We start from the raw sequence: 21,231 nt of genomic DNA, 5'->3' as shown, positions 1-21,231 counted from the left end.
GATGAAGGACGGAACAGATGATCAGCAGTGCGGAAGACATCACGTGGGTGACCGGTATGCGGCTGACGCCGGCCGGAACCGACTGGGACGCCGTTCGGGTGGGCCGCTACCTGGGCGTACAGGCCATCGAACGGATCGCACAGCCTGGGGCGGTTGCCGTCGATCCTGCATGCGCGGAGCCGGTCCTCTACTTCCTCCTGCCCGTCGGCAGTACGGAAGGTTGGCACGTCCCGCACACTCGCCCGCTCGGCGCGCACTGCTACCTCGTACTGCCGCCGGCAGGTAAGGACTCGCCGCCGGGACCGTACTGGCTGGTTCCTCCCAAGCGTGGATTCACCCCGGCCCCGACGCTGCGGCGAGCCCTGGAGGAGACCCTGCACGTTGCCGCGAGCCCGGCTCCGATGCTGGCGGCCGCTCGTCGCCTGATCGCCGACGATGCCGAACTACCGGACAGACAAACCGTGTTGAGCCTGACGCGTGACCTGCGCGGCTATTTGATGGCGCTGATCCCGGAGATCGAGGACCAATCGAGCCGACCGGGTGTCCTGGACGCCATCAGTGCCCCCGCCATCGCTGGAGTGGAAGAAGCGCGGCGGCGTCTGGGACTCGCTGCGGGCCCCACAGGCACAAGCGAGACCAGGTACGCACAAGGCCTGGCCCGGTCTGTCGAGGCGCTCCTCGCACACAAGGCGAGGTTGGAAGCGCGCTAGGCGGCTGCGCCTCGACGAGACAGGGACGCATCCGGATTCAATCGCCTTCTCCAGGGCCGAGCCTTCGCCTCACGGCTGGCCAAGAGGGCCACAAACTCCCGCCCCGGTCAGCCCAGGGCTCCCCGGCCGGGGCGGGGCCAGTTCTTCACTTCCCACACCAGGAGGGCTCCGTCGTGAGCACTGTCGTAGACACGTCCGCGGACATCCATTCCCCTGCCGACGGCATCCTGTCCGTCGAGTGCGAGCTGACCGGCCGCTGCCAGCAGCGGTGCCGGCACTGCTGCACCGACTCCGGTCCGAAAGCCAGCCCAGGCACCATGACCCGTGAGGACTGGGTGAAGGTCATCCACTCCGTTGAGGAACTCGGCATCCCGGGCATCCAGTTCATCGGCGGCGAACCGACGCTCTACCCGCGTCTCATCGAACTGATCACCTACGCCCGCTCTCGCGGACTGGCCGTCGAGGTGTACTCCAACCTCGTCCACATCCGGCCCACCCTGTGGGAGACGCTGTCCCGGGACGGCGTACGCCTGGCCACCAGCTACTACAGCGATGCTGAGGCCGAACACGATCAGATCACCGGCGGCCGAGGGACTCATGCCCGCATCCGCGCCAACATCGCCGAGGCGCTGGAGCGCGGGATCCCGCTGCGGGTGGGCATCGTCCGCGTCCTTGACGGACAGCGCGTCGAGCAGGCCGAGGCCGAGCTGCGGACGCTGGGTGTGACCCGAATCCAAGTGGACGGGGAGAGGAAGGTGGGTCGCGCTGCTGAGCGCGCGTCGGTGATCCCGAGCGTCGACCAGTTGTGCGGGCACTGCTTCCACCACCGCGTCGCCATCTCCCCGGACGGCGAGGTCTACGGCTGCATCCTCAGCCGCTTCCTGCCCACCGGGAACGTCAAGGAACAGCCGCTGGAGGCGATTCTCTCTGGGCCCCGTTGGGCTGATGCCCGGGGTGCGGTCCCCATCGCCGTCGGAGGCGGTTGTACCCCGGATGACTCCGACGACTGCGATCCGGCGAACACCACTGCCTGTGACCCGGCGTACGGTTTCTGGGCATGAACTGGCAGCCGCATGCCGCCGCACTTGCGACGAGCGTCACGCACCACACGTCCCGGTGGCGAGGAGCCATTGCCTCGGTGCCGCGCCACCAGTTCGTCCCCAACTGGTGGCAACGCACCGAGGACGGCTGGACACTCCGGCGTGGATCGGACGACACGAGCACCTGGCTCGCGGCTGGCTATCAAGACACCTCGCTGATCACACGAGTCGGACCCCTGCATGCGGACCGCGCGCAACCGGACGACCGCCCACAGGGCTTGCCCACGTCCTCGGCGACGCTGCCGAGTCTGCTCGTGCGGATGTTCCAGCATGCGTGCCTCGCCGACAGTTGCGAACTGCTGGACGTCGGCACGGGGTCCGGGTACGGCGCAGCCCTGGCCGCCCGTCGGCTCGGTGACCATCGCGTCACCAGCATCGACGTCGACCCCTACCTCGTCGACGCTGCACGACGGCGCTTGGAGAACGTCCAATTGCGTCCTCACGTCGTTGTCGCTGACGCCACCGGCGAGCTGCCCGGAGCCTATGACCGCATCGTCGCCACCGTGGGTGTCCGGCCCATCCCTGCCGGCTGGCTGGGCGCACTCAGGCCGAACGGACGGCTTGTGACCACGATCGGTGGCACCTCTCTGATCGTGACGGCGGACAAACGCGGTGATGGCAGCGCCGTCGGGCGCGTCGAATGGGACCGGGCCGGCTTCATGCGCACGAGAGCGGGCGAGGACTTCCAGCCGCAACCGGACGGCCTGGTCGACACGGCGCTGACCGCGGAAGGTGAGGAGATCACCGCCGGCCCCTATCCGGTCATCGACATCGAACAGGCCTGGGACCTGGCCTCCATGCTCGACATCACCGTGCCGAGAATTCTCTACGGCTACGAGGAGACGGGGGAGCGGCGTACGACCTGGCTGGCACACGAGGACGGGTCCTGGGCGAGGGCAACAGCCCCGGGCAGCGATGGGCCGACCGTGCACCAGAGCGGCCCGCAGCGATTGTGGGGCGTCCTGGACGAGATCCGCGCTTACTGGCTTCAGCATGGCGAACTCCCTCTGCGTGGCGCCAATGTGCTCATCACCCCGGATGGAAAGACCCTATTGGCCAGGGGCAAGTGGTCTGTGTTGCTCTGACGTTGGGGGTACCGTTCCCCCTTCCTCCGGGTCTGCCAGCGCCTCCCCCTGCTTGAGAGGTAGCCCCTTGAGCGCTTGTTGTTGCAGGTCAGCAGTGCCAGAGGGGCTTCCTGTGCATCCTGCAACTTTGTCTGAGACAGGTCTCTGTTCAGTAGGCGGCTGCGGGGGAGAGGAAGGTAAGGTTGGCGCTCTCTGAAAAATGAGTATTAAAGCGGGCGAATTAATCGGAATTCCGAACCTCTTCCGGGGTGTAGCTGATTTGTCGTATCTGAAATATTATGTAAATCGGGAGACTTGATTGGGAATTTCGCCTCTCGGTGCTCGACCTTGACAGGTGGATTGCCGGCGTCAAATTCTCAAGAATCTTGCTTTCGGCTCTTGAATTGCTCCATAATTGCGGGAAAATGGAATTGGTAAGGCGCAGTGCATCGGGCACGCGCCGGGAGCGATCGGAGACGATCGTGGAGAACCAATCCATTTCGGGGAAGACCTCGAAATCTGGTCGAGGTGCGGACGTCACAGCAGATGACATGAAATGCGTGACGCCGGAAGACTTCAGGGATCTGCAAAAGATGGCGCGTGGATATTGCCGTGCCGTCGACTCCACTCGGTCTCGTAAGCGGATGGATGGCAGTGCCACAGCTTTACGGAATGGGAGTGCGCCGTACGGCACGGATGATGTGAGCGACGATGTCGCGCAGGACGCCGTTTTGATGTTTGCGAAACGGCTCAGGGAGATCATCGTGAACTGCGAGGTTGCGGCTGTGTGGGTGGCAACTCGCGAACCGTCTGCCTGGCAGTACGTGCGGCGTGACGGAGAGACGATCGTCGTGACCCGTAAGACGATCCAGTACTGGGCGGTGAGGGATGCGGCTGCTCGGAACGGGTACCGGCTGGACGCATATGCGAGGGAGGGCGACGCTGTGCCCAGCGTGCAGCTGATTCGTGGTGTTGCGCGCGCCGAAAAACTCTCCACTCTTGCGACTGCGCCATATCTGTCGGGCCTCAGTGAAATCATCTTTCGCACTGCCTGGGGTGACGGTAGCGGGTATCCCGCACTCCGCAGTATTCTCGCCGTCGCGGAAAAGGCCACCGATTTAGGGCGTGCTGGCGTCATGGGCAAGGCCGCCCAAGGGCTGTACGGGGGGCCGCTCAACTCGTCGTCGAAGGTGCAGCGGGTCAAAGACGCTGCACTGAAGGAATGGCGCGCACTCACGGCGTCACTCGATGACGTGCGTGAAAACCTTGTGCACCGCGGCGCCGGAGTGCAGGAAATCGACTAGCCGCTCCTAGCTCTGACGGCCGGGTTCCGGATCTCAGGATTCGGAACCCGGCCTCGGTTCTGTCGTGAGGAAGTCCCGTCCTGATCGGTAATCGGGGCCTTTTGGTTGGCGTATTTATGTGAGCGTCAATCGATCGGAGGGAATCATGGAAAATGTGAGCGCCATTGAGCTCATCCATCGCGTGATCTACAAGCCGGGCTGGTCGTTCAAAGCCCGCGATCACGTCGACCGGTTCGAAGGAACCATTGTCGTTCGGGTGAACTATCCGGCGCGCAACAGCAACCGGGATCAGGTCCGAGGTGGGTACCCGGAGGAGATCACCGCATACGCGGAATTCCCGATCGTGGTGAAGGAATCGACGGACGAGGACCTGTATGCGGCTTTGCTGCGGGTGATCTCGACCATTGAGGAACACGAAAGTCGAGAGTTCCTGCGTGTCGCCCCTACGGGTTGGGCCCCGTTCCACCCGCATCGAGTCGATGGCATGCGCCGGTGGGCCGTCCGCAAGGGGAACTCGGATCTTCTTGCCGATCTTCAGTTCGGTCTGGCGTGAAATTCGGTCACAGCCCGTGGCGCGTCCCGCATCCCCACCGACCTTGTGAGGGAATGCGGGACCCAGGGCTGCATTTTGTTCAGAGATCGGTAATTGGGCACTTTCCCGCGCCGTATTTGAGTGAGGGAGAGAAAGGGGGACCCAATGGTCTCTGGACGTGCTTCGCAGGAGGCGCGAGAGCGATATGTGCGCAACATCATCGCCGTCTGGCATGCCGCGTCACCCGCTCAGGAGGAGCGGGGGCGAACCTGGTACAGGGTCGCTCACCAACTGGCCGCGCTCATCGCCAACGGTGACGTACGTTCCGGTGCTGGCGTACTCGCCGCGCTTTCGGCGAACAAGTCCTGGGCGCAGAACTGCCAGTTGGCCCAGCGGGCCATGGCGACAGGCATTCCGTCCGGGCATGTCAGCGATGCCTTGAACAAAGCCTCGAAGATCATCGCAGGGGCGGATCCCCTGGAGGTGCTCCCGATAGAGCGCAAGACAGGGATGTTCTTCCGGTGCATCGCGGATCCCGCAGACCCGGAAGCGGTGGTCATCGATCGGCACGCCCACGACATCGCCGTGGGCGAGACCTACGGCAACCGTGGCCGGGGTCTGTCCAGCTCCAGGCGGTACTCGCTGCTGGCGGACTGCTACCGCGAGGCGGCGCGACGCCTCGGTGAACTGCCGAGCACTGTGCAGGCGGTCACCTGGGTCGTCCACAAGGACGCGGGCCTGCTGGCCGCCACCTCATGAGCGGCGTCCGGAGGAGCAGTTCCCCCTCCTCCGGACGCCTCAAGGACCGCACCGTTCCTGAACCCCTGAACCGGATGTGGTCGAACCGCTCGGTTGCGTAGCTCAGTTGGTAGAGCGCGGATCTTATAAGTCCTGGGTCGCGGGTTCGAGTCCCGCCGCAACCACCGGACCCGGCGGCAGCTTTGCTGCATTCCCTGCCGTCGGCCATCCCTCGCCGGGATGGGGAGGGCCCTTTTCCGATTCGCTCCCGGAAGGGGCCCTCCGTCCTCCGTGACCGGCCCTAAGAAGGATCATGATGATGTCGGGAGACACGTACCTCCGCCATATCAAGGCGATCATCGCCACGTTTGGCCATGCCGTGCAGTACGTCGGAGGCGACCCGGAAACAGGTGCCCGCCCGTTCGCTTACACGATCGGCCTGCACCGAAGCAGTGGCCGTGACTACGAACTCGCCGTTTCTGGGCTGGGCCCGGAGGCCTCGGCCGGTGTGCTCGCCTTGCTCGCTGAAGCACTGAGCGAGAACGACACCCCGCCGTCCGCCGGGCTCCAGGTCCGCAACCTCCTTGAGCTTGGGCTCGACCTGCGACTGCGACTGGTGAGTCGTCCGGACGAGTTGGCCGTCATCCGCCTCGTGTACGGAGCGGCCCCAACCGTCTGGCAGGCCCTGTGGCCCGATCTGGCGAACCGATTCCCGGGCGACCCCGCGTACGACCTGGCGGACGAGCTTCAAGAGCTGCTGTGAGCACCGCTGGCTGAAGCGGAGGCACCGAACGGTCTCTGAGCCGCTTCGCTGCCCTGCGCCAAGCCGCCCACCGGGCTAACCTCCTGCTCGAGTAGTCGACGAGCCAGGAGGAAGCGCCCGTGGAGATCGACCTGAGCAAGGCCCGGGCGACCGTAAGGGAGCTTTCCGCGGCGCTGGAAGCACTCGACGGCACCGCCGTGGATGAGACGCCGACGCGCGCGGGCCGGGCACAACGCACCGAGGTGAGCCGCACGCTCCAGCGTCTGGCCCACCTCGGCGATCGTGCGTCGGTCGAAATCATGGACGCGTACTACGTCTTCAAGGAACGCGACGAGCCGGCAGGCAAGGACCTCGGGTGAACCCCGAGACCGAGGCTCTCCTGCGCGATGTCGTGACCCGCGTGGAGCGAGCGATTGAGGACGGACAGTGTCCGGTCATCGTCTCGCTCGAAGGGGAGCGATCGCTGGTGCTGTCCGACTACGACTACCTCCGCGATGACGCCACGGCCGTTGCGTTCGAGGAACGGGCCGCCGAGCGAGCACAGGAGATCCGCGCCGTTCGGTGGGCATTGGCCGTGCCACAGGTGTTGGCGCTGATTGAGGGGGCCGTAGCAGCGCGCGCGGTATCGAATCTGCCCCTGAGAGAAGGGGAAAGAGAGGCCATCACCTGGATGACCTGTGATGCGCAGGACGGCGTGGACTACGGCCTCAAGCCGTACACCCGACGCCCGAACGGGGATCCCGTGTTCGGTGACCTGGAGGTCTTCACCGTCGCGGTGCAGCCGAGCGAACGGATGCCCGGAAGTCACCTTCTCCGGATCTTCGGGCAGCAGGGCGACCTGGGCCTTTAGTAGTCACGCGGCAGGCCGCGTAGCACCTGCGTAGTCGTCGCCTGGGTAGCGGTAGGGCTCGATGCGGATCGTCTTGCCCGGGGCGGGCGCGTCGATCATCTGCCCGTCGCCGATGTAGAGGCCGACGTGGTGGATGCCGCTGGGCGAGCGGCCGTAGAAGACTAGGTCGCCGGCTGAGAGGGCGGATGGTCCGGCCACCCGCGGCCCTGCTTCGAATTGCTGTTGCGCGGAGCGCGGCAGGACGATGTGAGCGCTCGCGTAAGCCTCCTTGGTCAGGCCGGAGCAGTCGAATCCGACGTCTCCGGCGGCGGGGCCGTTGCCGCCCCAGACGTACGGCAGGCCGAGTTGGCCTGTGGCGTAGTTGACGGCCTGGAGCGCTGCTGCGCTCGATACGCTTGGGATGCTTCGGCGGTAGGACTGGGCCACGGTGAGGACTTTCGCCACGTACCACTTCGCGTGGTTGTAGGCGAAGATCGCGTGCCGGAGGTCGCCCTTGTTGCGTGCGCCGGCGTCGCAGAGCAGCGCGACGGCCGCATAGATCGCGTCCCGCGGGTTGTACGGGGACGGCACGTGAGACGCGGAGTTCGGCAGCGGGTGCTTCGCGATGACCTGGTCGAAGGTGGGGCCGAGGAACTGCATCGGGCCGCGCGCACCGGCGTGGTTGGCTCCGCTGTGGACGCCAGGGAGCGTGGAGCGGCCGTGGTCGGTCTCCACCTTGCCGATCGCGGCGGGTATGGACCAGTCCAGCCCCGGGCAGGTCGTTGAAGCCTGTTGGTAGAGGAGCAGGTAGTCCGTTGGGATGTCGGCCACGGCATGAGCGCTCGGACCAGTGCCCTGCCCGCCCAGGGCCGAGAACATGCCGCCCGCCCCGGCGGCCGTGACCACGACGGCCAGGAGCACCGCCCCAACGGCGAGCAGGGCGTGCTTGAACATCGGGTCACCACCACCCGTGATCGCTCCCCGCCTTCGGGCACTGCGGGATGGGCGGCGGCAGGAGCGAGGTGGTTCCGCTCCTGCTCGCGGGTTCGTCCGGGGTGGCTGGCAGGGGTGGCAGTTGCGGCCAGGCCGAGCTCAAGGCCGACAGCGGGAGACGGTGCGCGGAAGAGGCGGTCAGGGGCAGCCAGCAGGCGCTCAATGCGTCGCCGTCTGCGGTGAGTTCGGCATGGGTGACGGCCACTGGGACAGTCGCCCGATCGGGCAGAGCTGCGAGGGCCTGGTCGAGTGCGTGGCGGACGGCGGTCTCGCGGCGCAGCGTCGGGGTCCACACGAGTACCGGTGTGATGATGCCGGTGTTCTCGGCGAGCTTCGCGTACCGGGGCAGCTTGTCGCCCACACGCTTGGCCGGGCGCTCGGTGCCGCGGTCGTACTCCAGGAACCACTCGAATTCTCCGTCGGGCGCCTGCCAGCGGCCGTATCCGTCGGGACACACGACGTCGCCGAAGTGGCGTCGGCAGCGGGCCTCGGACCACCACGCGGCCAGATGGCCAGGGGTATCTGCTTGGCGGGACAGGGCGAGCAGGTCCGTGAAGAAGCCGTTGGTGCCGACCGCGTGGGCCAGGAGGAGGGAGTGGGCGATGCTCATCGCGCGCTCGTGGCGGTAGCCGAGGGAGCGAAGGTCCAGGCACTCCTCATGGGCGAGCACGGTGGCGCCGGCGAGGTCGAGGACGTAGTGCATGGGAGCCGAACCGTAGGAGACGAACGGCTTGAAGCGGTCGACGACCCGCCACACGTACAGCTGGTGGAGGCGATGGTTGGCGGCTCGCACGGAGGGCCAGGCGAGGTCTGTGATCTGGCTCGAGGTGAAGACCCGGTGTTCGTACAGCATCCGGATCAGCCAGCGATCACGCGAGGTCAGGCGCGGGGCGAGGCGCGCGAGGTAGTCGCTGGTGGCGGCGGCTCGGAGGCTGACCCGCTTGGGGCGATAGGTGCGCTGGGTGTGCGGCGGAACGGAGTTGTATATCAAGGGAGTTCACCTCCTGGTGAAGGCCGTGCACGGCGCGGATCGGACGAACGGGCCTGCAGATGCTGCTCGGTTGCGCGCGCGGCGGTGGGGCGAGCGTTGTGGCGTGCGGCGGCACGGATGTGTCGGGCCCGGCCTGGTACGGGTGGCGGGAGCGGCATGGTGACCGCGGTGAAGGCGGGTGCTTCGGTGCCGTTCAGGACGGGGCGTACGGCCACGTGGAACGCATCGAGGTTCGAAAGATCGTGAGCCGTGAGGCGGGGCTCGGTGTGCCGGGCGAGGATGCGGGCGTCTTCGGGCGAGGCATTGAAGAAGATCTTGGTGCGGGCGTTGGCGCTGATGCCCTCCTCGAGCTCTTTGGGGAGTTGGCGGAGGTACTGGTGGGCGAGGACCATCGAGAGGCGGTAGCCGCGGGCCTCCGCGAGCATGTCCTCCAGTGGGTAGGGGAGGTTGAGGAAGTGGTGCGCCTCGTCGATGTAGAGCGAGGCATCGCGGCGCTGGGCTTGGGGGAGGCGGGAGCGACGGGTGGCTGACTGCCATGTGCGGGCGACGACGACCGAGCCGATGAGGTGGGCCGTCTCCGGCCCGAGGGCGCCGCGCGTGATGCGGACGAGGCAGAGGCCGCCGTCGTCGAGCAGGTGGTCCATGTCGATGGTCGACGGGCCTCCTGCGAGAGCCTCGCGGACGAAGGGGCGCAGCAGGAAGCCGCGGAGTTTGTTCATCAACGGTGCGGTGACATGAGCGCGAGCCGCAGTGGAGAGGTCGTCGTACCAGGACCAGAAGCCGCGCAGGATGTCGTCTTCGATCTGAGCCATGGCGCGCTGTCGGAAGCCCTCGTAGGACAGGAGTTTCGGCAGGTCGGTGAGGAGCGGTGTGCCGGGCAGAGCTCGGAGGGTAAGGAGGCCGGCGCGCAGGATGTCGTCGGTGCGCGGGCCCCAGGAGGCGGAGTAGACGCGGGAGAAGATCGAGACCAGGTTGTCCACGGTCCGCGCGGTGTTGTCGCCGTCGAGCGGGTTGAGGATCGGCGGGTGGGAGTGGCTGTCGGCGTCGAGAAGGATGACCTTCTCGCCGAGGCGTTCCGGCAGGCGGGCCAGGACGTCGACGACGAGATCGCCCTTGGGATCGATGACGACTTGGCCGCGTCCCGCATCGGCGTCGGCAAGGATCATGTGCGCGAGAAGGTGGGACTTGCCCGAGCCGGTGGCGCCGAGGAGATGGACGTGGTGGCGTGCGTCGGCGGTCCGCAGGGCGACCGGTCGGCGGCCCGCGACGTCGGAGAGTCCGATCGGCTTGGCTGATGGTCCCGGCGATGCGATGCCGGGCGGTGGCGGAACGGCTTTGGCGCCGGCGCGTTGCAGGCCGGGCACGGCCGTGTCCCACGGTAGGTGCGCGAGTGCCGACAGCTCCGCTACCGACCACAAGTCGCCCTTGTCGAGGCGGCGTTCGGCCAGCGCCCGTAGCATCCGTGGCCGTCGCCTGCGGCGGAAGTAATTGTGGTCGGTGTAGATGGAGTAGACGCTGGCAACGGCGTGGGCGTGGCCGCGAAGCCGGGCGCGGACGTGGGTGCGGTGTTCTTGGCTGCCGAGGTCCGTGACCGCGTAGCGGATGCGGCCTTCGTACGCGCTGCCGCGCTGCTTGGTCACGATCGCCCGGTCCTGGGCGGAGGTCTCGAGGGATGCTTGGTGCCCGCCAGGGAATGGTGGTCGGCGGTGACTGGAGCGCGTCCCGGGTGTAACCAGGTCCAACAGGCGGCTCGACAGGGTTGCCGAGCGTTGCGTGTGCACCCGGCGCGCCGATCGGCGTGCCTTTCTCAGCCTGCGGCCGTTGGTGGGGCGGGCGAGGACCTGTACGACGACCTGTTCGGACCGGTCGAGGCCGAACGGTGCCCCGAGCAGGGCCCTCAGCGGGTCGGTGGCGAAGTCGGTGCGAATCGGCAGGCCCTCATGGCGGGCCAGCCGGAGCTCGCCGGTAGCGGACTCGAGCCGGGAAGCGATACGCACTGATGGCGTGGCCGGGGCTGTGCCCGTTCGGGCCCCGGGCCATGCCGCTTCGACGGCGCGTTCCACCATCCCTGGCGGGATGCCGCCGGGCACCCAGAGTTGGATCTTTGCCGTGTCACGGCTCAGGACGTACTCCCAAGCCAGATGCGGTTGCCCCAGCAGGAACCGACGCCAGGCCGGACGGAGGAGGCCGATGAGGTGTGACCACAGGGCGAGAGCGCCAGCGGGATCGGCGACCGGCGCGGGAAGGATCTCGACGACACGAGCACCGTCGGCCATGGCCCGTCGACAGTGCAGACTCCACCACCATCGAGCGGCGAGCACCGTGCTCAGGAAGAGGGCCAACGCTGGGAGTACCAGAGGACCCCAGGAGACGAGCTGATGCGCCCCCCACTGCACGGTCGCGATCACGAAGCCTTGAGGATCACGGAGAAACCGCACCAGGAGCGGCTGGCCCGTGCCGATCGCCGACGTTGGGCAGCCGAGGGCAGAAACCATGAGAAGACCCCTTTGCCGTGCACGGTTGGCGGGCCGTGACTAAGCGGAATCCAGCGTGATGTGGCCATAGGCGTCGACCTCAAGGTCCTGCGGCTCAAGGTCGGACGGAGCGAGCCCGGACACGGGCAGCGGTTCCTGCGCCGTGCCGTCGTGGGTGTACGCCGCGAGTTCGGCCGGGTCCGTGGTGATGAGGTAGTTCTCGGTCGGCGAGGCGATGGTCTGGAAGGCGACGCGTTGCGTGCCCGCGATCAGGAGGCCCTGGCCGCGGTCCGCGGTGAGCAGGAACTGCCGTTCGCCGTCGGACAGGTGGAAGGCGCGGGCGATCTCGTCGACGACCTGGGGCGCCTGGCGGAGCAGGATCTGGGTCGCGGCGTTGGAGACGACCGCCTTGCCCAGCTCGCTGCTCAGGACGTCGCCGGTGTCCTGGGTGGCGACGGTCAGTCCGGCCCAGTGCTTGCGGCTGGCTTTGGCCATGCGGAACAGGAAGTCGGCGCCGGCTGTCTGCCGCATCAGCAGCCAGGCCTCGTCGACGATCACCAGGCGGGGCCTGCGCAGGGCGGGGTTGGCTACGTGGCGCCAGATCGTGTCCAGCGTCAGGAGCGTTCCGATGGCCTTGAGCTCCTCGGGCAGCTCCCGCATCGAGAAGACGACGAGATGGCCTTCGGGGCGGGTGGTGGTGGGGCCGGAGAAGAGTCCCGCGAAGGCGCCGTGCACGAATGGGTGCAGGCGCCCGGCCAGTTCGCCGTGCTCGGTGTGTGCCAGCGCGTCGGCGAGGTCGCTCAGCAGCGGGGCGGGTCGCGTCCAGGTGCGGGGATCGGCGGTGATGCCTGCCTGCTGGTACGTGGCCACGAGCGCCCGGTCCAGGATGGCCCGGTCGGCTGGCGTGAGGCTGCCGCCGAGCAGGACGTCGATGACGGTGTGCAGGAACAGGGAGCGCCGGACGAGCGCATCTTTGGGGGCACTTCGGCGCCCGTCCGGGCGGGTGTGCAGCGGCAGGTCGAACGGGTTGAGACGTACGCCGTCCGCGCCCAGATGGACGTAGGTGCCGCCCACCGCGGCGGCCAGGCGGGCGTACTCGTCCTCCGGGTCGATCACCTGGACTTCGACGCCGCGATACAGCGAGCGCAGCAGCTCCAATTTGACCAGGTAGGACTTGCCCGCTCCGGATCGTCCCAGCACCACGGAGTTGTGGTTGTCCTGGGCGAAGCGGTCCCAGTGGACCAGGCCCTGGCTGCCGATGTTGTAGCCGTACAGCACGCCGGTGGGTGCACTGATCTCAGTGGGTTCCGCGGCCGGGAGGTCCGGGCTGGTAAACGGGAAGGCGGCCGCGAGCGCGCTGGTGTCGAACGTGCGGCGCATCCTCAGCAGATCCAGACCCATCGGCAGGCAGGTGACCCAGCCCTGAAGGCTCCGATAGGTGGCCGGCTTGGCGTCCAGCAGCAGGCTGGCCGCCAGCGCCCGCACAGCAGCCGTCTCGTCCGCCAGCTCTTCGTCGCCGCCGGCGTGGACGGTGAGGTAGAGGCCGACGCGGTACAACTTGCCTTCTCCGCGGGCGAGCCGAGCGGAGAGGTCGTAGGCGTCCTCCGTTGCGGCTTCGACGTGCGGGTCGAGCAGGCGGCCCTTGTCCTGGTTGTAGCGGCGGCCGGATTCGAGACGGGCGAGTTGCCGTTTGAGGCGGTTGGCGGCGGTGACCGGATCGATCGGGTCGATGTGCAGACAGACGTCCAGCCGGCCGGGGTAGGTGAGCAGCGGCTGGAGCCAGCCGGGGTGGACTTCCCGCGGGTAGCCGGTGACGGCGAAGGAGGCGACTCGTTCGGCACCGATGTCGATCTGGCGGGACCTGACCATCAGGGTGTCGGGGGCGAAACAGTCGGCGGGTTCGGGGTGGGTTCGCGCGGCCCTTTCCGATCGTGGGGCGCGGCGTTTCACGGCGGGTCAACCTCCTCCCACCGGTGGGGCCTTGGGCTGGTAATCACGTCACGGGCTGCCGCGATGGCCTGTGAAGGCGGGACCAGACTGTCGGGATTGCAGGCAGTCGCCAGGACGGTGGTGGCCCGGGCGGAGTCAAGTGGTGAGACAGCGATGCCGATGGGGCCGAGTAGCTCCGAGGCCTCTGCGAGGCGCCGCAGCAGCAGCGCTTCCGTAGAACGCTGCAGGGATCGTCTCGACCGCATGTCGCGCGGCTTCGTCGTGCGTCGAGTGAGGACGGTGAAAGGTGACGGGTTGTCCTCCGGTGATACGGATCGCAGCGGTTCGCGCAGTACCAGGAGCACCTGCCGACGCAGCAGGTTCGCCTCGTGGGCCAACTGCTCCAGGTAGTCGGCGTGCTCATGCGCGGCTGTTTCCAGCGCGGGGTGCGGCAACTGTTCGGCGTGCGTACGTAGTTGGGCTACCTGGCCCGACAGATCGAGGCGTTCTGCGCGGACAAGGATTTGCACGGGTGCGGTGAGGGAGTGCAGATAACTTCCGAACGCGCTGATCAGAGCCTCTTGTTCGGGGGGTGTGCGCAGCGCGAAGTTGACCGTGCCGCAGACCGCGAGCACGGCCAGTCCGTCCGTGCCCAGGTCGACGAGGCCTGTCTCGGTGACCTCCTGGGCGGGCAACTGCGGCGCAGGGGCAGACGGTGTGTGCAGTTGTCCAGGCTCTCGGCCGACTACGCGCGCTTGGAGCCAGGCGGGTGGTTGCGGCACACCCTCGGGGGCGGTGATCCGGTATCGAGGGGCCAGGTGCTGTCGTACGGCGGCCAGGGCCAGCCGGTCCAGCGACAGCCCGTCGCGACGGCCCAGGGCGAGGAGTACGGCCGCTGCTGCGACGGGCAGGGCCACGACGAGGAACGCGACGAGCGGCACGGTGTGGCGGGTCAGGGACCACAGGCCGTACAGCACGGTGCCGGTGACCGCGAGGATGAGCACCTGGCGCGCGGTGAGGTTGGCGAGCACGGTGTCCTCGCGGTCGACGTCCGCAGGGATGCGCACGGGCTGCGTCACAGCGGATCACCCTGTCGATTCGGGCCGTGGAGCGGGGGTGTGCGGGCCGGCTGGCCGGGGGCGCGGAAGGTGAGGGGTGGCGGCGGCTGCAGGCTGCGCCGGGGGAGCACGGGCGGCGGTGGGGGGATCGGTTGCTGGAAGCGTGCGGGACCCGCGGGTTTCGTGGGACGGGGGAGGGGCTGTACCACTGGCCCGGGAAATGGCGCCCGGAAGAGAGGTGGTCCGGGCGCTGCGGTCGGCCGGGCCATCGTCTGAGGCAACGGTGGGGGTGGGGGTGGGCTTTGCGGTGATCGGAAGTGGGGGAGAGGCGGCGCCGTGGTGGCGGCCGTGCGAGGCCGTGGCGCGGTCGGTGCCGACTGATTCGGGGTCGGCGCGAGGAACAGCGGTGAGCCCGGCGGCTGACGGCGCAGGCCGCCAGGGGACACCGCGCTCGGTGGCGGAGTTCCCGGCCGAGGCCGCCGCCGGGGCGGGGCGGCAGGCCCTCCTGGTCCCATCGGCGGCGGTTTGGTGTTGCCGCCGGATGCGCTCGCACCTGCACGTGCGATCCGGGCGAGACGCGGCGGCCTCACGCCATTGCGCAGCAGCCCGAAGGCCTTGTACACCAACACAGCTCGAACGGCGCGCCCGGCAAACGAGGGCCGGTGGCTGACCCGCACCGAGCCCAGGATCCAGAACGGAATCTTGAACAGGATGTACAGCAGCGCCACGACGACCAACACGTTGACGAGGCTGTTGCGCACCGAGCCGAACAGACTCAGATTCCCGGGCGTCAAGAACACCCGGATGGTGACGATCAGAGCCACCGACTGAGCCACCTGGATCGCCAGCAAGCCGCCGAAAATGCGCCACCACCAGCGGGCGACTCCGTCCGTCATCGGCAGCGCATGACACATCAGCGCCAGCGGAGCCCCGACCACCAGCAGGATCGTCAGCGCCACCCGTACGACGTACGTGACCAGCAGCGCCACCAGGACACCGACGGCGACACCCCACAACACGATCTTGAAGATGCCGGTGCCCGGCAGGAAGCTCTCCAGCACGAAATCCCGCAGCGCGGCGCCGGCCGACCTCTTGTCGAGCCCTCCGCCAAGTACGGCCAGCGACAGGGCGTTGGCGAGATCGACGGCCTTGGCGGCAACGAGCAGCGACATGCTCGCCGCGAGGAAACCCAGCGGGATGCGCGGCCCCAACTCACGCAGCGAATACTGCGACTGGACGCTGCCATGGGCCATCAGCACCACCCCCGCCATCATGACGAGCAGCGAGTAGGAGGCGATCACGATCTCCCACGAGCTCGACCACAGGCGAGCCACCTGCGGCAGCGACGAGGGCGAGGGAGTCGTCAGAAGGGTCTCGCTCAGCAGCTTGAGCAACGGGTTGAGCGCCGCGGTCACCAGGGACTCGAAGAAGGCGTTGAGGGCCGCGGTGATGCCCTTGGCGATCCAGACGGCCACGCCCCCGGGGTCGGCGTCGAGGGGGAACATCAGCTCCCCGTCCCGACAATCCCCTTGAGGATCGCCACGACGAGCGGTGCCAGGGCAGCGAGCCCGTACCCCCAACCGGCGCTCTTGAAGGCCGTCTTGGCCTTCTCCACCTCGCCCGGATCGCCCCCGGCCATCAGGTAGCGGACGCCTCCGACGCTCAGGAACACGGTGGCCAGTCCGGCAAGGACGCCCATGATCCAGTTCCGGATGTTGTTGAGCACCTCGTTCACGGATGTCGCCAGGGCGAGGACGGTGCCGGCGTCGAGGGCGCTCGCGGAGGTGGCACCGACGAGGCACAACGCCAGCATCGCCGCGGACACGACCGCCCAGCGAAGTGCCCGCCCGCCACGCAAGGGTGCGCATCCGGCGAAACGGGGAGGGCGGCTTCGCGGGAAATGGGGCCTGCGCATGGGGGCACACCTCCGAGCACGGTACGGATGAATGGCGGGTCGTCAGGAAACCCCCGCATAGGGAAAGGCCGCGCTAATCCCCGCTTTTGGACACCGGGCCGCTGAGATTCTCGACAGAATTGCGCGACCGGTATGAAACCGGCTGCACGACCATCCGAACTCGCCCGGCCTCACCATCGGTCCGGGTCCGGCCTTTAAGGAAGGCCACCAGTCGGTACTCGGCCCGCCGCCGGGCCTTGTAGGCCGCCTGGGCAGTCGTCCCTTGGGAGGCCGCCCAGGCGGCCACGGCCTGCCCGTCGAGGCGGGTGGCACCGATCAGGTCCGCCTCGGTCCGGTTGAGGACTCCTGCCCGGACCGCCCGGGCCAGGACGAGGTCGGGGTGGCCCCACGGGCGTTGCGGCGGCGCCGAACAGAACCGGGGTGAGACCGGAACCGGCGCACGCAACGCCTCGCTGAGCGCCGCGAGCCCGCGCCGGTACGCCGCCCACCGCAGCCGCACCAGCACCCGCGGACGGTCCAAATCGACGGTGGTCAGCCCCTCAAGGAAGCCGGCCAGCACCTCGGCGTGCACGTCGTACGGATCGCCCGGATAGCGCGCTGCCAGCCAGCGGCAGATCCCCGCCAGCGCCGGCAGGGCCATCCCCACGCACGCCATCGTCCAGGCCGCCCCCTCCTCGCGCGCGCACCGCACCAGGTGCCCCCAGACCGCATCCCGGGTCCGTGGCGGGCAGCGACGCTGCAGCATCCGCCGGCGCACCTCATCCAGCGCCAGCGGCCTGTCGGGCAGGCCGGCAAACGGCCGCCCGTCCAGATACAGCGGCCTCGGACCGTTCACCAACCGCGAGAAGCACTCCGTGGCGACCTGCAACGGCAGCAGGCCGTCTGGGCGTTGAGCAGATCGTGCGACGCCAGCTGGTCCTGCGGCATTCATGTCAGGCGCCTCCTTCACCAGCCGAAGAAGTGATGCCTTCAGACAGCCAGAACACCGACAAGAAAGGACTAAAGACGGGATCTTTGACGCGCCGCCACGATCCCAACCGATGAGATGCCGCTGATGCGGAGACCTTTAGTGCCGGCTTAGTAGACGCCTCATAGGTGTTTAGCGGTGATGTAGGCCTTTGGTGGCGCGGCGCTGGTCGCATCGTGAGGTACTGCCCCGCGTTGTGTCCAAAACGGCCCGGTATTCCGGCCTTTATAGACGAGGGCTGGGGATCCGGGCAGCAGCCGGATCGCCCTCGGCACGGCTCCGGCAGCGAAGGGGACCTCATGCCGCGTCACGCCGACTGGGATGCATGGATGCGACGCGTGGGTGCCTTGGCGGTGGCGGGAGTGGCCGCCTACGCCTCCTACATCCATCAGTACGAGTTCGCGCTTCAGGGCGGTGCAGACACGGCGAGTGCCACCCTCTGGCCACTGTCGGTGGACGGCTTGCTCCTCCTCGCGACCGCAGGCCTGCTCCAACGGCCGGACCGGATCCATCGCCGCTTCCGCCGGACCGTGTGGCCGGCGTTCCTCCTGGGGATCGCGGTCTCACTGACCGCGAACATCGCCGCCGCACCCGCCTTGGCATGGAAACCGATGCTGGTCGCAGGCTGGCCACCGGTGGCGCTGCTGCTGGCGGTGGAACTCCTGGCCCACGGCCCGGGCACGCGTGGGGACGCGACGGCCAGCAACCACCCCGGCGTCGACGAGGCGGCCGCCGTCGATGCCCTGCTGAATCAGGCGTGCCAAGTGGACGCCCGGCACCGTGAGTTGCACCAGCGCCCGGTCTCGGCCGAGTCGCTGCGCAGGGAGTTGCACATCGGAACCGAACGGTCGCGGCGGCTGGTGAGGCTGGTACGCGCGAGCCAGAACGGCAACATCATGCAGTAACTGGTTGTTGCCCTCGCGCTGCACGGGGAGGCATTGCCGCGTTGGGGAGCGGCCGGTGATGCACGGCTCGGGCAATCGCCCCAGCCGGAGCGGGTCGGCCAGGTTGTAGGCGTCGGGCTTGTCGTTGTTCACCCGCTGCAGGTTGAACATCTTGGACCGGATCGCGTCGAACTCGCGGATCACCGCGGCGGGCTTGGACACACCGGACCGCACGGAGGCGCCCTCGGGGTACGCGTTCCAGCTGGCCCCGGCAAGACTGAGCTGTTCTGGACCCACTTCCTGCGATTCCTGTTCGGACAGGGTCTGTCGGGGGTGCGCCTGGCGATCGGCGACCACCACACCGGCCCGGCCAAGGCGATCCGCAAGGTCATGCTCACCGACGCCAAGGAGGACCTCACCGCCTTCGCGGCCTTCCCCGAACGGCACTGGAAGAAGATCCAGTCGACCACCCCCGGAATGCGTCAACCGCGAGATCAAACGCCGCACCGACGTCGTCCAGGCCTTCCCCAACGACGACGCCCTGCTGCGTCTAGTCACCGCCGTGCCCTTCGAAATGCACGACGAGTGGATCGCCTTCCCTTGGCGCTACCTACCCGAAGGCAGCATGGACAAGCTCTACCTCGAACTACCCGATAGCGCCCCCGCACTCCCAACACCACCGACCATTGATCCCCTAGACCACGCCAAACGGACACGACCGGCAGCTGCAGAGCGCGCCTCGCCGCGCGGTGGGCGGTTGCCCTCGGCCCGACCGAGGGCTGCGTGAACGGTATCGAGCTGCAGCCGCAGGAAGATGCCGACGGTCTCGTTGTCGGCGACCTGCCTCTCAAGGTGCCCTAGGAACACGCGCAGTCGCGCAGGATCCTGGGGCAGATTGCTCATGTGTTCGATTCAAGCGTCAGGCCCGCACCCCGTCGAGGCAGCGCGGCCCTACCAGTCGTCGCTGACGGAGTAGGCGCAGTCGGCGACCACGGCCTGGCAGGCGAGGCCGGCCTCGCGCTGCGCGAGGCCGGCCTGCCCTACGTCGTGGCGCTTGTCAGCGGTCAGAAAATTGGGCTCTGGCCGCAGTTCCGTGAAGGCCCGATGCGTGGCGGCTCAAGGGTCACCGAAAATTGACGGTCCGAGGGCTCTGGCCGTCGACATACTGGGGCTACGTACCCCGTCGCCGAAGGAGATGTGTTCGTGGAGGTGCCAGGGTTCGCCGTGCTTGTGACCGAGCCCGGGAAGGGCGGGCAGGAGGCTTTGCAGGCAGTCAGAGCAGTGACCGGACTGAGCCTGTGGCGTGGCAAGCTTCTGCTCGACCGCGTCCCTGTGACGGTTCTGGAGGAGGCCCCGCTCGACAGCGCGACCGCGGCGGCGCGGCGGCTACAGGACGCTGGCATCCCTGCAGCAATCCGCTGTACCTGGTGCGACAGGACAGTGCCTCGCGACGGGAGGCTGCTCGAACCAGGCCCCTGCGCATCCCGCTTCTGGCCGACCGCCCATTGCCAGGCGAACTCTCTCGCCAGCTGTGATTGCACGTTCTGCAGCACCTACGGGCCGACCGGCCTGACCCTGTGACTACAGGCTCATACCTGGGCTGAATGATCCTGTGTGCGGGTCTTCGACCTGGGGTTTCACGGAATTCCGGTCAGAGCCTTGAAGTTCCCCACCCGCGCTCGGCTCGTTCTCCAGACCTGCTCTTGTTCCCCACCCCGCGACGTGGCTGGTGCCAGCGAGGCAGGTTTGCCTGGCTTCCGTAGCTTGCTCGGTTGGATCTGACACCGCTTATGCACTGAGGGACGGCAGCGCCCAGCTCATGCCGCTGCGGCGTTCACGACCGTGAGCACCGCTGGCGGGTGCCAGCTACGTCAACGGTCGTCCCTCCGCGTCGTCGGGACGTGTCGCCGGGGCCGGTGGCGGCGGCTTCGGTGTGCCGGGCGAGACGGCGTTGCAGGTCGATGTGGCGGAACTGGTGGATGGGGCCGACCTGCCTCAGGACGCCGCGCACCTGGTGCGCGTCGGTGAGGAAGGCCATGAGGTGACGTGGCAGGACCGCCCGGTGCCGGGCGGCCAAGAAACAGTTTCGTACTCGCAGAGGCGGCTCCGTCTGCGGCTCGACCGGTGCCACGGCGCCGTGACGGACGTATCACCCGATGGACACCAGGCGGGCCCGCTGGCCTGGCGCCAGCGCGGCGACCCGTCTCGGCAACGCGCTCCGCTCCATCTCACTCCTAGGAGCCATGACAGCGTCCAGATCCTGTCGACCTACGTCCCGACATCCACCGCCGCCGCGATCGATGCGTCCGGCACGCTGGCCCGGTCTTCCAGCGTCGCCGGGCACATCCGGCGGATACGGAGCGTCAAGCGGGTGGCGACGGCACCCATCACCTTCCCGAGCAGGAAGAACGGACCGAGGGACGTTTGCGATCGGCGTCAGGAAGAAGACGGCGTGGGTCAGTTCGCGAGGCTCACTCCGGCGGCCCAGCCCAGAGCCCGCAGAGATCCGCGCGGAGCCGGGCTGTACAGGGCGCCAGCGCGCTGACGCAGGACGGCTGCCACGCCATCTGGCGACCGAACGAGCAACGCCGCCTGCCCATGTCCGCCGCTCGGCATGAACCGATCGTCGACGCCATCGAACGCGGCGACGACGTCAGCGCGCCGGATGTGTTGTGGGGGCACATGGCTCTCGCCAGCTCCCAGTTGGCCAGCCGCGACGACCGGGCCTCAGCAAGCCGAAGCCCCGGGCGGCCCAAGCCGTCCCGGGCGCCGGGGTGCAGATCGGACGAGGGCCTCAGCCGACCAGGGCTGAGGCGGACGTAGCCTTCTCGATCTTCACGCGACAGCCTGCTGGTCGACGGCTCGGCCTGACCCACTGCGGGCCGCCCCCCGTTATGTTCTTCGCGGTCCTGCAAGAGGGCCGCTGGCCTCCGGGCTCGGCATGGCTGGTCCCCCCTGTCGAACCGATGACCTGGGGGGT

Annotated in this window: 21 protein-coding genes, 1 tRNA gene and 1 pseudogene; 14 read left to right on the top strand and 9 right to left on the bottom strand. The window is 68.0% G+C overall.

Annotated features, from left to right (window positions below; all coding sequences use genetic code 11):
* Positions 1-17 precede the first annotated feature (17 nt).
* The 10 genes from ACFY10_RS52185 (at position 18) to ACFY10_RS52140 (ending at position 7,061) form a co-directional block, all read left to right on the top strand.
* Positions 18-710: a DUF6415 family natural product biosynthesis protein gene (locus ACFY10_RS52185; protein WP_390672478.1), complete on the top strand. Its 693-nt coding sequence runs from the start codon at positions 18-20 to the stop codon at positions 708-710.
* A 173-nt stretch (positions 711-883) separates the two neighbouring features.
* A complete protein-coding gene (locus ACFY10_RS52180) occupies positions 884-1,771 on the top strand; it encodes a radical SAM protein (protein ID WP_390672477.1) in 888 nt (295 codons plus the stop codon).
* A complete protein-coding gene (locus ACFY10_RS52175) occupies positions 1,768-2,895 on the top strand; it encodes a methyltransferase domain-containing protein (protein ID WP_390672476.1) in 1,128 nt (375 codons plus the stop codon). The genes ACFY10_RS52180 and ACFY10_RS52175 overlap by 4 nt, the downstream gene beginning before the upstream one ends.
* A gap of 317 nt (positions 2,896-3,212) precedes the next feature.
* Positions 3,213-4,178, top strand: a complete 966-nt coding sequence (locus ACFY10_RS52170; protein WP_390672475.1) for a hypothetical protein — start codon at positions 3,213-3,215, stop codon at positions 4,176-4,178.
* Positions 4,179-4,323: 145 nt separating this feature from the next.
* Entirely contained in the window at positions 4,324-4,731 is a 408-nt protein-coding gene (locus tag ACFY10_RS52165) for a hypothetical protein (protein ID WP_390672474.1), read from the top strand.
* Between the two features lie 144 nt (positions 4,732-4,875).
* Positions 4,876-5,469 (top strand): hypothetical protein, encoded by a 594-nt coding sequence (locus ACFY10_RS52160; protein ID WP_390672473.1) that lies wholly within the window; start codon positions 4,876-4,878, stop codon positions 5,467-5,469.
* A gap of 91 nt (positions 5,470-5,560) precedes the next feature.
* Positions 5,561-5,633, top strand: a tRNA-Ile gene (locus ACFY10_RS52155).
* A gap of 128 nt (positions 5,634-5,761) precedes the next feature.
* A complete protein-coding gene (locus tag ACFY10_RS52150) occupies positions 5,762-6,211 on the top strand; it encodes a DUF4262 domain-containing protein (protein WP_390672472.1) in 450 nt (149 codons plus the stop codon).
* A gap of 119 nt (positions 6,212-6,330) precedes the next feature.
* The gene (locus tag ACFY10_RS52145) at positions 6,331-6,570 is read left to right on the top strand and encodes a hypothetical protein (RefSeq protein ID WP_390672471.1); all 240 of its coding nucleotides are present in this window, start codon (positions 6,331-6,333) and stop codon (positions 6,568-6,570) included.
* Positions 6,567-7,061, top strand: coding sequence for a hypothetical protein (locus ACFY10_RS52140; protein ID WP_390672470.1), 495 nt, complete (start codon positions 6,567-6,569; stop codon positions 7,059-7,061). The genes ACFY10_RS52145 and ACFY10_RS52140 overlap by 4 nt, the downstream gene beginning before the upstream one ends.
* 3 nt (positions 7,062-7,064) lie before the next feature.
* On the opposite strand, the gene ACFY10_RS52135 is transcribed toward ACFY10_RS52140, so the two are convergent.
* The 8 genes from ACFY10_RS52135 to ACFY10_RS52100 all read right to left on the bottom strand — a co-directional run bounded on the left by ACFY10_RS52135 (position 7,065) and on the right by ACFY10_RS52100 (position 17,331).
* Complete coding sequence (locus ACFY10_RS52135; protein WP_390672469.1) at positions 7,065-7,994, bottom strand: NlpC/P60 family protein; 930 nt, start codon at positions 7,992-7,994, stop codon at positions 7,065-7,067.
* Between the two features lie 4 nt (positions 7,995-7,998).
* Positions 7,999-9,024, bottom strand: a complete 1,026-nt coding sequence (locus tag ACFY10_RS52130) for a replication-relaxation family protein (protein WP_390672468.1) — start codon at positions 9,022-9,024, stop codon at positions 7,999-8,001.
* Positions 9,021-11,300: a TraM recognition domain-containing protein gene (locus ACFY10_RS52125; RefSeq protein ID WP_390672467.1), complete on the bottom strand. Its 2,280-nt coding sequence runs from the start codon at positions 11,298-11,300 to the stop codon at positions 9,021-9,023. The genes ACFY10_RS52130 and ACFY10_RS52125 overlap by 4 nt, the downstream gene beginning before the upstream one ends.
* Before the next feature lie 258 nt (positions 11,301-11,558).
* Entirely contained in the window at positions 11,559-13,448 is a 1,890-nt protein-coding gene (locus tag ACFY10_RS52120) for a VirB4 family type IV secretion system protein (RefSeq protein WP_390672466.1), read from the bottom strand.
* Entirely contained in the window at positions 13,445-14,506 is a 1,062-nt protein-coding gene (locus ACFY10_RS52115; RefSeq protein ID WP_390672465.1) for a PrgI family protein, read from the bottom strand. Before ACFY10_RS52115 ends, ACFY10_RS52120 begins: the two co-directional genes overlap by 4 nt.
* Positions 14,503-15,990, bottom strand: coding sequence for a hypothetical protein (locus ACFY10_RS52110; RefSeq protein WP_390672464.1), 1,488 nt, complete (start codon positions 15,988-15,990; stop codon positions 14,503-14,505). The genes ACFY10_RS52115 and ACFY10_RS52110 overlap by 4 nt, the downstream gene beginning before the upstream one ends.
* Entirely contained in the window at positions 15,990-16,310 is a 321-nt protein-coding gene (locus ACFY10_RS52105; protein ID WP_390672463.1) for a pilin, read from the bottom strand. Before ACFY10_RS52105 ends, ACFY10_RS52110 begins: the two co-directional genes overlap by 1 nt.
* Positions 16,311-16,473: 163 nt before the next feature.
* Positions 16,474-17,331, bottom strand: a complete 858-nt coding sequence (locus tag ACFY10_RS52100) for a hypothetical protein (RefSeq protein WP_390672462.1) — start codon at positions 17,329-17,331, stop codon at positions 16,474-16,476.
* Between the two features lie 335 nt (positions 17,332-17,666).
* Here ACFY10_RS52100 and ACFY10_RS52095 point away from each other — a divergent pair, with 335 nt between their 5' ends.
* The 4 genes and pseudogenes from ACFY10_RS52095 (at position 17,667) to ACFY10_RS52080 (ending at position 19,832) form a co-directional block, all read left to right on the top strand.
* Positions 17,667-18,272 carry a DUF2637 domain-containing protein gene (locus ACFY10_RS52095; RefSeq protein WP_390672461.1) on the top strand — a complete coding sequence of 202 codons (606 nt, stop codon included), beginning with the start codon at positions 17,667-17,669 and terminating at the stop codon, positions 18,270-18,272.
* 33 nt (positions 18,273-18,305) lie between these two features.
* Positions 18,306-18,584: pseudogene (locus ACFY10_RS52090) on the top strand (hypothetical protein); the annotation flags it as partial.
* Complete coding sequence (locus tag ACFY10_RS52085; RefSeq protein ID WP_390672528.1) at positions 18,466-19,038, top strand: transposase; 573 nt, start codon at positions 18,466-18,468, stop codon at positions 19,036-19,038. The pseudogene ACFY10_RS52090 and the gene ACFY10_RS52085, both read left to right, overlap by 119 nt.
* Positions 19,039-19,448: 410 nt before the next feature.
* A complete protein-coding gene (locus ACFY10_RS52080; RefSeq protein ID WP_390672460.1) occupies positions 19,449-19,832 on the top strand; it encodes a ribosomal protein L7/L12 in 384 nt (127 codons plus the stop codon).
* A gap of 253 nt (positions 19,833-20,085) precedes the next feature.
* Here ACFY10_RS52080 and ACFY10_RS52075 read toward each other — a convergent pair whose 3' ends face one another.
* Positions 20,086-20,328 carry a hypothetical protein gene (locus ACFY10_RS52075; RefSeq protein ID WP_390672459.1) on the bottom strand — a complete coding sequence of 81 codons (243 nt, stop codon included), beginning with the start codon at positions 20,326-20,328 and terminating at the stop codon, positions 20,086-20,088.
* Positions 20,329-21,231 lie beyond the last annotated feature (903 nt).

This window comes from Streptomyces sp. NPDC001401 (assembly GCF_042895385.1).
In the GTDB taxonomy this organism is placed as follows: domain Bacteria; phylum Actinomycetota; class Actinomycetes; order Streptomycetales; family Streptomycetaceae; genus Streptomyces.
This window is presented reverse-complemented; position numbering and strand designations above follow the sequence as displayed.

Coding starts and splice junctions, on each gene's coding strand:
- ACFY10_RS52100 (WP_390672462.1), bottom strand. CDS start 17,331: ATGAATGCCGCAGGACCAGCTGGCGTCGCACGATCTGCTCAACGCCCA.
- ACFY10_RS52165 (WP_390672474.1), top strand. CDS start 4,324: ATGGAAAATGTGAGCGCCATTGAGCTCATCCATCGCGTGATCTACAAG.
- ACFY10_RS52175 (WP_390672476.1), top strand. CDS start 1,768: ATGAACTGGCAGCCGCATGCCGCCGCACTTGCGACGAGCGTCACGCAC.
- ACFY10_RS52185 (WP_390672478.1), top strand. CDS start 18: ATGATCAGCAGTGCGGAAGACATCACGTGGGTGACCGGTATGCGGCTG.
- ACFY10_RS52095 (WP_390672461.1), top strand. CDS start 17,667: ATGCCGCGTCACGCCGACTGGGATGCATGGATGCGACGCGTGGGTGCC.
- ACFY10_RS52110 (WP_390672464.1), bottom strand. CDS start 15,990: ATGTTCCCCCTCGACGCCGACCCCGGGGGCGTGGCCGTCTGGATCGCC.
- ACFY10_RS52135 (WP_390672469.1), bottom strand. CDS start 7,994: ATGTTCAAGCACGCCCTGCTCGCCGTTGGGGCGGTGCTCCTGGCCGTC.
- ACFY10_RS52160 (WP_390672473.1), top strand. CDS start 4,876: ATGGTCTCTGGACGTGCTTCGCAGGAGGCGCGAGAGCGATATGTGCGC.
- ACFY10_RS52150 (WP_390672472.1), top strand. CDS start 5,762: ATGATGATGTCGGGAGACACGTACCTCCGCCATATCAAGGCGATCATC.
- ACFY10_RS52125 (WP_390672467.1), bottom strand. CDS start 11,300: ATGGCCGACGGTGCTCGTGTCGTCGAGATCCTTCCCGCGCCGGTCGCC.